Consider the following 11,986-nt stretch of genomic DNA (forward strand, 5'->3'; position numbering starts at 1 on the left):
GAGGTTGATTTAAATAATTGATAACAAATATATCTTTTAATTCTGAATTCTGTTTTAATCTGCACAAAATTAATGTGCCTGTTTAGAGATTTATTTAATTTTGTATATTTGTTTACTTAGTAACTAATTTTTTTCTACTTTGTTCTTCAATTAAAACCAAAAGCTATGAAACCCCACATTCTAGTCTGTTGCATTTTTCTTTTCTCTTTATGTAGTATCGCTCAAGAAGTTAATATTCAGCATATTCAAGAGAATGTTGGAATAGGTACTGCTGGCATAACTAATAGACCAATTACTTTAACTGCAGATCGCTCGAAAGCCTTTGCACTTCCTATAAACAATAGGAAGACACATGCAGGACGATCTGATTCTTATGATGCATCTAATTTACATGGAGATGATATGGCAGGGGCAAGAGTAATAACGGCAGATAATACTTTAACCTATTATAGGGAGCCCTTATCGGATCCAAATAATATGTCCTTTCAAACTTCTATTTGGGAGTACACGGGAGCACCAGGAGGTTATAATGAATTTATAGTTAGAGGAAGGTATGCAGTTACTATCGGTTCGGCTGATGCAACTAATGATAAAAATATAGATTTAAGTGGAGCAGGAATTGTTGATCCAAATAAATGTATTCCCTTTATTACTGGTTTTTTGAATGATGATACAACAAACGGTGCAGCTAACGCGACTGCCATTGCCTACCTAGATAGTCCTACGAATATGATTGTTAGTAGAGGTGGAGAATTCTCAACTAGTGAAGTTACAGTTTATATAACCCTAGTTGAATTTACAGGAGATAATTGGGTGGTTTTACATGGTCGAAATTTAACTGATACAGAACAAAATTCTGGGAATATTGTTTTGTATGATGGTTATGATGGGACATCGTTTACTGGTGTTCCTTATTCTGTTTTTGATTGGGACAATGCAATTATTTTTTCACAATCCTTTAGTGCTAATCATGTAGCTAATAACAATAAACATAATACTAGAAGTATTTGGCCTTTATTTACGCCTAACACGGGTGATCAATCCGTAGATTGGCAGTATCCAGATACAAAAACAGCAGGGAATAATAAAGTGAGACATTTTGTACATGTTCTCGATAACCCGCAAGTGAACATTACTCGTTACGATAATGATGATTATCCTGATAACGGTTCTAATATAAATATAGCTCCTTCAGTTACTTCTTTAAGTGAATCTTTAATAATTGGTTCTACTATTAGTGACGGACTTAAGCAATATGGTATGGGTTGGAGAAATTATTATTTTAATTCTACAAATCAAGTAGGGCATTGGTCGCATAGGGCTGGTGCTGATCCTGGAGTACCCATTGCAACTCATTTACAAATAATAGACTTTTCGAATCTTTCAAATACTCCTGTACAACGTGAAGCCCCTGGAGGATTGACAGCTGACTTGTTGTTATGGTTAAAAGGAGACAAAGGTGTTGAAGAAAGTGATGGAAGTACGCCTGAAGATGGTGAAGATGTTGAAATATGGCGTGGAAATACCAGTGATGATAATTATACCGACATACTTGCCTCAAAACCTGTATATTCTGAAAGTTCATTTAATTTTAATCCAACTGTTAGTTTTAATGGTACCAATGTTGGTTTTACAATGCAAAATACAATTGATGGTAATAGTGAAATGACCATTTTTGCGGTTGCCGAAGGTACTTATCCGAGTAGTGGCCAAAAGCATTTAATTAATTTACAGAGAGATAGTAATCGATATTTAAGTGCTGAAATGATTACAAGCTCTCGTATTAGAGGCAGATATTCACGTGGAGGTGGTTCAACAAGTAAACATGACATTACAAGTTCTTCTATAACTCAAAACGAACCATTTCTTTTAGGGTTTGAGCATACTGCCTCTAGTACTAATGAATTATATAATAAAGGAATTTCATTAGGAACTACTGCGGCTGGTACAGATGTTTTAAGTTCACATAATTTACAAATTGGAATTGGTAGAATGCCTACTAGAACAGATAGAAATTGGGCAGGGCAAATAGCAGAATTAATTGTTTTTGATAAAAAAGTAGATGCGGATGAGCGGAACAAAATAGAGTCTTATTTAGCTATAAAATATGGTATGACACTTGGCTCTGAAGGAGTTTCTCAAAATTACGTTGATTCGGATAATAGAACTATTTGGGATGCATCAGAAGATTCTGGAGACTTCAATTATAAAGTGACTGGAATCGGAAGAGATGATAAATCATCTTTAAACCAAAAACAATCTAAAAACATTGTAGCTTCTGCAATTGATGAGGATATTACTATTGGAATAAAAGAAATTTCTAATTCAAATGCGGAAAATTCAAACTTCTTTTTTTCTAACAAAACATTTATGATTTGGGGGAATGACAACGGATTGTTATCTAGAGACAATACGGATTTGACTAAAGATTTTAGTTTAGGAATTGGAGATGCAATGCTTAATACAAACTTAACTGCAAAACGTATTGAAAGAAAATGGAAATTAGTAGTAACAGATTCTGTACCTACTGTTAAATTGTCTATACCAGAATCTATGGTTTCATTAGCAAATCCAGATAATGATGATTATATTATGATTGTTTCTGATGATGCAGCTTTTACAACCAATGTTACTTCTGCAACAATGGATTTAGTTGGAGCGAATTTAGAGGTAGATTACTACTTTGAAGGAACTAAGTACATTACATTTGGTTCTGCTCCACAAGTAGATTTAGGAGATAGATCAGCTTATTTTGATAACTCTGGTACCACTGATGCCTATTTAGATGCGGGAAATGTAAATGATTTAAATGGTACTTCTTTCACAATTAGTGCATGGGTTAAGAGAAACATAGGGCAAGATAAATTTGATGTAGTATCAAAACGAAATTATTATGACGAATCTAGTACGAATTTAGGCGGATTCAGTTATGGTTATGCGTTCAGGATTAATCAGAATGGTCAGTTCAGAATGGTTTGGAAAAATCATGGAGAATCAGAAAATAACCAATTGGAAACATTTGAACAAATACCAGAAAATGAATGGCATCATATTGCTGCTTCATATGATATTTCAGGAGGAAGTATGGGAAAGGGTATAACAAGGCTTTATATTGACGGGATTGAAATGGATAGCGATGACACTTTAGAACCTATGAATATTCCAAACAACGCCCATTTTATGATAGGCGCTGCGCATCATATCAAAAGACAGCAAAAAGTAAGAGGGAGTATTGATGAAGTTCGTGTTTGGAGAACAGCACTTAGTGGTGAACAAATTCGTTATGTGATGAATCAAGAGATTGAGGAAAATGCCAGTAATTTTGCAGCAGGAATCATTCTACCATCAACTACTACTAAAAATGAAATTGCAGCTATACCATGGGGAGATTTAATAGCTTATTACCCAATGAAAACAGCAATTTTTGGTAGTATTAAAGACGAGTCGAATAGCAGGAATGATGCGACCATGATTAATTTTGATCAACTTGATTATCAGACTGCACCGTTACCGTATAAATCATCAGCAACAGGAGGTGATTGGGATGACCCCAACAGTTGGGAAAATGGGGATGTACAGTATTTACCTGGAGTTGTATCTTATTTGTTTGAAAGTGAAGCGGATGCTGATAAAGAAACCATGGATTACAATATTGTTCAAATAGATAATAATATTACTTTAAATAATAGTAATACGAGTTTAATCCCGAGTTATAAACAAGGTAATAGAACGGTATTAGGTTTAATTGTAAATTCAGGTGGAGACTTAGAAATTGAAGGAGATAACTCTTTAAATACAGGATATGGTTTAACGGTTTCACATTACTTAAAAGTAGATGGAACCATTGATTTAGAAGGGGAATCTCAATTAGTACAAACCGCAGGAAGTGATTTAGATCCCACCAGTAATGGAACCTTAGAAAAAGACCAACAAGGTACTACCAATACATATATTTATAATTATTGGAGTTCTCCTGTTGGATTGCCAAATAATTCGACGAATAATAATTCATTTACAGTAACAGATGTCTTTCAAAATGTTGGATTCTTACCGTATGGCTTTAATGGCACACCATCGCCATTAATGAATGCCGATTATTGGATTTGGAAGTACACTAACAATGCCAATAACGCTTATTCTGCATGGCAACATGTGAGAAGCAGCGGTTCTATTGATGTAGGACAAGGATTTACTATGAAAGGACCTGGATCGGCAGGTGTATTACAAAATTATGTGTTTAGGGGAAAACCAAATAATGGGGATTTTACTTTACCTCTTGGGGCAAATAGTGGCTATCTTGTTGGGAACCCTTATCCTTCTGCAATCGATGCAGATGAATTTATTAAAGACAATATCAGTAGCGGCGAAACAGATGGAAATAATGCTACTGGAAATGTTATCAATGGAGCATTGTATTTTTGGCATCATTTTGCAATAAATTCGCATTATTTGGCTGAATATGAAGGTGGGTATGCTGTATATACGCTCATGGGTGGTGTTCAAGCGATCAACAATGATGTTCGAATCAATGCAACGGGAGCAGGAGGTGGAATAACACCATTACGCTATATACCGGTAGGTCAAGGTTTCTTTGTTTCTTCGGCATTGGATTTAGCTCTTGATGGAGCTGCAAATGATCCAGATTTAAATTTATCGGTAGATGGAGGAAATATTGTATTTGAAAATGACCAACGTATTTTCCAGAAAGAAAGTGCCTTACATTCCCTATTCTTTAGACCAGAAAGAGGGAATTCAAATACGAATGATCGAAATCGTAATCCTGATAATTCTGAAGAAAATGCATCAAGTACTTCTTCTCGTATAGATACCAGACAGAAAATTAGAATTAAATTTGATTCCGCAGATGGTTATCATCGTCAATTATTAGTAGGTGTTGATGAGAATGCTACTGATAATTTCGATATTGGATATGACGCGATTTTGAACGAATCTAATGACGAAGATATGTATTGGCAGTACAAAAATGTTGGAATGGTTATTCAAGGTGTGAATAATTTTAACGAAGATCAAATATTACCTTTAACCATTAAAACCAATATAGAAGGATTAGTTGGAATTAAAATTGATTCGCTAGAAAACATAGCAGATGATATTGATATTTATTTATACGACGAATTATTGAATACGATTTATGATCTGAGAGCAGTTGAAAGTCAAGAAGTGTATTTATTGTCAGGGCTGCATAAAGATAGATTTGCAATTGTATTTTCCGAACAGATGGGAATATTAAATACAGATGATGTAGCGCTATCTCAATTGGAATTGTTTTATTCTAATGAATCTCAAAAATTAGTAATTAATAACCCTAATGCATTTAATTTAGAGAATGTACAGATATTCAATGTGCTGGGTCAATCTGTATCTTCTTTTGAAATTGATACTCAAAGCCAATTGTTCGAAAAAATAAACCCTATTGATAAAACGGGTATTTATATAGTTCGATTAAAAACAGAATTAGGAGATATTACCAAAAAGATATTAGTTCAATAAACAAGTAGCTTTTTGTTTTTTACATTTCAGTCTTGTTTTTCTACAAGTGGGTCGTTCTTTTTAGTGCGACCCTTTTGTTTGTTGCACATTTGTAGTGTTAAACAAAACAAACTAAAAGATTATGAAAAACTTAAGCACAATTATCAAAACTACATTAAAAACTTTTGTACTATTATTTGTTACCACATCATTTGCATTTAATGTGCCGAATCAAAGTTTAATGTCGGCTGTTTTAAATAATGATATTGAGGCCGTAAAACAACATATAGAAAACGGCACTGATTTAAATCAGAAAGATCCAATGAGTGGTGCAACACCTTTAATAACCGCAGCCTCATTTAACAAGCCAGAAATTGTAAAACTATTAATTGATGCCGGTGCCGATATAGAAGTAAAAAGTGGTGACGGAGGTACGGCATTACACTCCTCAACATTTTTCTGTAATATAGAAATAACGAAGATGTTATTAGATGCAAAAGCAGACAAGACTGTAAGAAACAATTTTGGAGCAACTCCATTAGATGGTGTTACAGCACCTTTTGCCCAGTTAAAACCTATCTATGAAATGCTGCAACAACAATTAGCCCCACTTGGTTTAAAAGTAGATTTAGATCATATTGAAAAGACACGTCCGGAAATAGCTGCGATGTTAAAATAATTCAATCAACCAAACTTTATTCCCATGTCGGTAACTAGAAGATATGATATTGATTGGCTACGTGTGATAGCTATTGGATTATTAATTATTTATCATATAGCCATTGTATTTCAACCATGGGCCATGTTTATTGGCTTTGTACGAAGCAATGAGTTCTTAGAAACACTTTGGAAACCTATGACCTTATTAAATGTTTGGCGTATACCATTGTTGTTTTATGTTTCTGGTATGGGAATGTTTTTTGCACTGCGCAAACGCAATTGGAAACAACTACTAACTGAAAGATCTAAAAGAATACTGTTACCATTTCTTTTCGGCGTAATTGCCATTACTCCGCTACATATGTTCTTATTTCAAGGGTTTTACAATATACCGTTCGATTATTATGCACACCAAGGCCATCTATGGTTTTTAGGAAATATTTTTGTGTATGTGGTATTGTTGCTTCCTGTTTTTATTTGGCTAAAACAGAATGAAAATAGTAAGTTACATCAAACCCTTAAAAATTGGATGGCCAATCCACTAGGGCCTTTAAGTATTGTTATATTCTTCATTTTGGAAGCGGAGTTTGTGGCTCCACAAATATTTTCTCTATATGCTCAAACATGGCATGGATTTTTTCTAGGCTTCATCGCATTTTTCTTTGGATTTTTAATGATGTATAGTGGGCAGTCATTATGGAAAATACTATTAAAATGGCGCTGGATGTATTTTGTTATTGCTTTGATATTGTTTGTAATACGATTCATATATTTTAATACAGAGGCTCCAGGTTATTTAACCGCAGTAGAGTCTAACTGTTGGATATTTACTCTTTTTGGATTTGCTTATAAATACTTGAACAAACCGAGTGAGAAACTGAGTTATTTAAGTGCAGCTGTTTACCCTGTTTATATTACACACATGTTTGTATTAAATATAGGAGCGCTTGTTATTTTACCTTTAGAAATTGCGCCCATTTTTCAATTTATTCTAATTATTGTATTTACTTTTATTGGTTGTTTTATGCTCTATGAATTTGTAATTAAGAGAATAGGTGTATTTAAAATGATATTCGGATTGAAATGGGAACGAAAGGTTGTGCCTAAAGTAAAAGAGATAAGAATAAAAGGTTAAGAGCACAGAGGCATTATAGTTTAAGCCTAAATCGCTAGTTTGATTATATCTTCGTATTCGTAGAAAAACAATTCTAATTGAGTCATAGTTTCAACAAAAAACTCATAGCAATCACGCCAAGTGTTTTTATTATAAATACTAAATTTTTGTTCGAAGGGTACATAAATTCGATGAATGGTTTTACCATTTTCTAAGCGATAAGCCTGATCATATATAATTTCCGGAATTTCAGCCTCTAACAACAATTGAAGTGATAACATTTGATCGTATAGTAGTTCATTGACAATATCGTCTGGATGCTCGATATCTAAAGAAACAGCAGCCCATTTACGCTCTGCAATAAATTTAAAAGCGAATCCTTTAATTTTGGTGTTATATAACAGCCATTTTTTTGGAAATGATTTTCCGAAACTTGTCCAAAATTCTTGGCGTATAAGAGATGCTTCCTCTTTACTAAACATTTATCCGTGTACTCTTGCTATTCCACCTCGTTGCTGCATAAATTCCGCCTCATAAGCTAATAAACCATTCCACTTTTGGTCAACAATAGCTCTGTTTTGATACTGTCTCGCAAACCTTAGAAATGTAGTATAATGATTTGCCTCAGAAATCATTAATTCTTTGTAGAATTCTGCTAATTCAGTATCTTCTAAGTTTTCGGAAAATACTTTAAAGCGTTCACAACTTCTAGCTTCAATTAATGCAGCTATAAGTAAACGTTGAATTAATGCTTCTGTTCTGTCTTTAGTTTTTGGGAAATACTTTTGTAAATGCATAGCGTAATCGTTGCGCTGCGCTTGCCCTAAAACTAATCCCCTTTTAACCATTAATTCATGTACCATTTGAAAATGTTCTAATTCTTCGATAGCAATCTCTAACATACATTTGACTAATTCGGTTTCTTCTGAGTAATTAATTGTAATCGAAATAGCATTAGCCGATGCTTTTTGCTCAGCAAAGGCGTGGTCTGTTAGTATTTGCTGTAAATCATCTTTGGCCACTTCTGCCCATGAAGTTAAGGTTTCAAATTGAAGTCCTAACATTGCATTTCAAGGTTTTAATTCAGGATTCAAAAGTAACAAAATACTAGATTTGATTGTCAGCTATTCATATTTTTATATTTTTAAGGTTTCATAAATTTAACAGGTACTCTATGCTAGAATTTGGAGGTATTATTGTTTTAGGAATTGTTGCGCAGTGGTTTGCATGGAAATTGAAAATACCTGCCATTTTACCCTTAATTCTCATAGGGTTATTTGTTGGTCCGTTTTCAACCTTAATTACTGATGATGGTACTAAATGGATTGAGCCTGTATATAATGGTGCTGAAGGTTTATTTCCTGATGAGCGACTTTTTCACTTTGTCTCATTAGCCATAGGGATCATTCTTTTTGAAGGAGGGCTTACCTTAAAGAGAGATGAAATACTAAACGTAGCTCCTGTAATTTTAAAGCTAGTAACTTTAGGTAGTTTAGTAACTTTTATTGGAGGAGGAGTAGCAGCGCATTACCTATTTGATTTGAGTTGGTCAATTTCATTTTTGTTTTCCGCATTGATAATTGTTACTGGTCCTACAGTGATATCGCCAATTTTAAGGAATATTCCATTAAAACGCGATGTCTCTACTGTGTTGAAATGGGAAGGGATCTTGATTGATCCAATAGGAGCTTTAGTAGCGGTTTTAGTCTTTGAGTTTATTTTTGCTGGAGAACAGCACAATTATACACAAGAGGCTTTAATTGATTTTGGCAAAATTGTAATTATAGGTACATCTATTGGTTTTGGAGCTGCACATGCGTTATTTAATGCGATTAAATGGAAGATTATACCACATTACCTTTTAAATGTAGTAACGCTCGCATTGGTATTAGGAGTATTTGTATTATCTGATTTGTTTGCTGGTGAATCTGGTTTATTAGCCGTAGTTATTATGGGTATGGTACTTGGTAATATGAAAATGTCAGAGTTGAAAGAGATATTATATTTCAAAGAGTCTTTGAGCATTCTTTTGATTTCTATGTTGTTCATTCTACTTTCAGCGAATATGAATATCGAAGATTTATTATTGCTAAAGAATTGGGATTCCTTAATCCTATTTTTTATTGTAGTACTTATTTTACGTCCATTAGGAGTTTTCTTAAGTACTAGAGGTTCTTCATTAAAAGCGAATGAAAAACTCTTTATAAGTTGGGTTGGTCCACGTGGTATTGTTGCCGCTGGTATTGCATCTTTGTTTGGATTAAAACTAGCAATGAATGGGGAGGAAGGTGCTGAATACATTACCCCTATGGTTTTTATGATTGTTTTGGGTACCGTACTTTTAAATGCCACTACTGCTCGATTTATGGCTAAAATTGTTGGAGTCTTCTTGAAGAAATCAAATGGTATTTTAATTATAGGTGCGTCAGAAGTTTCTCGATTAATAGCTAAATACTTGATTGAGAACGGTAGGCGAGTGGTACTTATTGATAATAACGCAGATCATATTACGAAGGCGGAGGAACAAGGGTTAGAAGCTATTGAAACTAATATTTATGATGAAAGTTTAACTCGAAACATTGAACTGAGTGATGTTGGATATTTAATGGCACTTACAGGTAGTTCCGTAATTAATGAGTATGCTTTAGATAAATTTTCTGAGTATTATGGAGAACAAGGAGCTTATAGATTGATTTCTGTTGAAGAAATGCAAAATCCTGATAACAACGCTGTGGACGGTTTATTTTCTCACACAGATGACTTTATTAATTTAAGTGAAGTTGTGCGTGATTATCCTCAAGTAAATGAGGTTGAGTTGACTTCACGAAAGCATTACAGCGAGAGTTTAAAGAAAATTAATTCAGAGATCAATGCCATTCCAATTTTTGTAAAAACAAATGATGATTTTATTCATATCATTCCATCATATTCTGATCAAATGACCGTTGAGAAAGGAAATGTATTGATGTATTTAGGGAAAGAATTAGACCTCTAACTTTTAATATCTAAGTCGAAGAGTTGCTTCATTTTCAGAATTATTGGGTTTCTCTGGTGCATTTGAGAAAATTTTTCGTCAGGTGAATACACCATTTTCTTTGCCAACTCTTCATTAACTGTAATAACTAATTCAACACTATAGTTGTTTAACTGTTCTCTTATGTATTTTAATAATAAGGGTTTGTGTTGTAATAATTTTTGCTCCATCATACTATTAGGTAAGCCAATAAGAATATTAAAACCTTCTAACTTGGGTTGGTCTACTCCAACAATTGAGGCAATGTCTTTTTTACCCTTTTGCTCTAATAAAGATTTATAGGCATTCCAAACCGCAATTAATTTAGGAAGTTCAAAAGGAGTTTTAGGCATTGAACTATAATCAATCTCTTCTTCTTTAACTTCAACTTCTTCTTTTTGCCTTTCTATGCTTTTTATAGAAAAGGCAGAGGATCTTCTGCGCTGATTACCTAATGAAATTTTTACTTTAGGAGTTTCTTTAGGAGGCTCAACAGGTTTTTTAGTGCTTTTTGCTTTTACAGGATTTGATGCAGTTGGAGCATCAATTTTTTCTCTAACTGGATTAGCTTTAAAGAAATGGGAAGGTATTATGAACCGTTTATCATTTTTTTTTTCTCCATCAAAAGTGATGGAGGCTAATTGCATTAAAGTAAGTTCTACTAATAAGCGCTGATTCTGACTGCTTTTAAATTTTAAGTCACAATCATTTGCTTTGTCTATACCTTGTAATAAAAATTGCATGGAAGCTTTTGTTGATTGCTCTTTGTATTTCTTTTTAGCATTATCTCCAACTTCAAGTAGATTTATAGTGGCATTGTCTTTAGCAACCAACAAATCTCTAAAATGAGAAGCTAATCCTGCAATAAAATGATGTCCGTCAAAACCTTTTGTAAGTATTTTGTTGAATTGTATCAAGCATGCCGGAATATCATTTTTTAAAAGTAAATCTGTCATTTCAAAATACTCATCGTAATCTAAAACATTTAAATTTTCGGCAACTGCTTGACGTGTTAAATCGTTGCCTGAAAAACTTACAACTCTATCGAAAATAGATAAGGCATCACGCATAGCACCATCTGCCTTCTGCGCAATGATGTGTAATGCATCGTCTTCAGCATGAACGCCTTCTTTTATTGCTATTTCCTTTAAATACTCTTTTGCATCAAATACCGTTATTCTTTTAAAATCAAAAATTTGACATCTTGAGAGAATCGTTGGTATAATTTTGTGTTTTTCTGTAGTTGCAAGAATAAAAATAGCGTGTGCAGGTGGTTCCTCTAAGGTCTTTAAAAATGCATTAAATGCAGAGGCAGATAACATATGTACCTCATCAATTATATACACTTTGTATTTCCCTACTTGTGGTGGTATTCTAACTTGATCTGTTAGATTTCTAATGTCGTCTACAGAATTGTTTGAAGCGGCATCTAGTTCAAAAATATTAAAAGCAAAATCTTCATTCTCATCAACATTTTCTACACCATCAGTATTTATTTGTTTTGCTAAAATTCTAGCACAAGTAGTTTTACCCACACCTCTGGGGCCAGTAAATAATAAAGCTTGTGATAGGTGGCTATTTTTAATCGCATTTTCAAGCGTATTTGTAATAGCCTGCTGCCCAACTACATCTTTAAATGTTTGAGGTCTGTATTTGCGGGCCGATACTATAAATTGCTCCATAAAATGTACTAAAAATCAGTAAAACAA

The 11,986-nt window shown here is 33.6% G+C and carries 7 protein-coding genes; 4 read left to right on the forward strand and 3 right to left on the reverse strand.

The annotated features are described in order from the left end of the window. Positions 1–165: 165 nt before the first annotated feature. The 3 genes from ACYQ5R_RS08820 to ACYQ5R_RS08830 all read left to right on the forward strand — a co-directional run bounded on the left by ACYQ5R_RS08820 (position 166) and on the right by ACYQ5R_RS08830 (position 7,285). The gene (locus ACYQ5R_RS08820) at positions 166–5,511 is read left to right on the forward strand and encodes a LamG-like jellyroll fold domain-containing protein (RefSeq protein WP_460190569.1); all 5,346 of its coding nucleotides are present in this window, start codon (positions 166–168) and stop codon (positions 5,509–5,511) included. Positions 5,512–5,632: 121 nt separating this feature from the next. Continuing rightward, positions 5,633–6,169, forward strand: a complete 537-nt coding sequence (locus ACYQ5R_RS08825) for an ankyrin repeat domain-containing protein (RefSeq protein ID WP_460190570.1) — start codon at positions 5,633–5,635, stop codon at positions 6,167–6,169. Between the two features lie 24 nt (positions 6,170–6,193). Next, complete coding sequence (locus tag ACYQ5R_RS08830) at positions 6,194–7,285, forward strand: acyltransferase family protein (RefSeq protein WP_460190571.1); 1,092 nt, start codon at positions 6,194–6,196, stop codon at positions 7,283–7,285. A gap of 26 nt (positions 7,286–7,311) precedes the next feature. On the opposite strand, the gene ACYQ5R_RS08835 is transcribed toward ACYQ5R_RS08830, so the two are convergent. Further along, on the reverse strand, positions 7,312–7,746 hold the full coding sequence (locus ACYQ5R_RS08835) for a DUF4268 domain-containing protein (RefSeq protein WP_460190572.1): 435 nt from the start codon (positions 7,744–7,746) through the stop codon (positions 7,312–7,314). Beyond that, the gene (locus ACYQ5R_RS08840; protein ID WP_460190573.1) at positions 7,747–8,328 is read right to left on the reverse strand and encodes a MiaE family protein; all 582 of its coding nucleotides are present in this window, start codon (positions 8,326–8,328) and stop codon (positions 7,747–7,749) included. 110 nt (positions 8,329–8,438) lie between these two features. Between ACYQ5R_RS08840 and ACYQ5R_RS08845 the strand changes: the two genes are divergently transcribed. Next, positions 8,439–10,259 carry a cation:proton antiporter gene (locus ACYQ5R_RS08845; RefSeq protein WP_460190574.1) on the forward strand — a complete coding sequence of 607 codons (1,821 nt, stop codon included), beginning with the start codon at positions 8,439–8,441 and terminating at the stop codon, positions 10,257–10,259. On the opposite strand, the gene dnaX is transcribed toward ACYQ5R_RS08845, so the two are convergent. Further along, on the reverse strand, positions 10,256–11,959 hold the full coding sequence (gene dnaX / locus ACYQ5R_RS08850) for a DNA polymerase III subunit gamma/tau (protein WP_460190575.1): 1,704 nt from the start codon (positions 11,957–11,959) through the stop codon (positions 10,256–10,258). The two genes, ACYQ5R_RS08845 and dnaX, sit on opposite strands and share 4 nt — an antisense overlap. Between the last annotated feature and the right edge of the window lie 27 nt (positions 11,960–11,986).

The organism is Urechidicola sp. KH5, from assembly GCF_054661455.1.

Bases quoted from the DNA above. Each gene is read 5' to 3' on its own strand.
- ACYQ5R_RS08825 (WP_460190570.1), top strand. From the start codon at position 5,633: ATGAAAAACTTAAGCACAATTATCAAAACTACATTAAAAACTTTTGTA.
- ACYQ5R_RS08845 (WP_460190574.1), top strand. From the start codon at position 8,439: ATGCTAGAATTTGGAGGTATTATTGTTTTAGGAATTGTTGCGCAGTGG.
- dnaX (WP_460190575.1), bottom strand. From the start codon at position 11,959: ATGGAGCAATTTATAGTATCGGCCCGCAAATACAGACCTCAAACATTT.
- ACYQ5R_RS08820 (WP_460190569.1), top strand. From the start codon at position 166: ATGAAACCCCACATTCTAGTCTGTTGCATTTTTCTTTTCTCTTTATGT.
- ACYQ5R_RS08835 (WP_460190572.1), bottom strand. From the start codon at position 7,746: ATGTTTAGTAAAGAGGAAGCATCTCTTATACGCCAAGAATTTTGGACA.
- ACYQ5R_RS08830 (WP_460190571.1), top strand. From the start codon at position 6,194: ATGTCGGTAACTAGAAGATATGATATTGATTGGCTACGTGTGATAGCT.
- ACYQ5R_RS08840 (WP_460190573.1), bottom strand. From the start codon at position 8,328: ATGTTAGGACTTCAATTTGAAACCTTAACTTCATGGGCAGAAGTGGCC.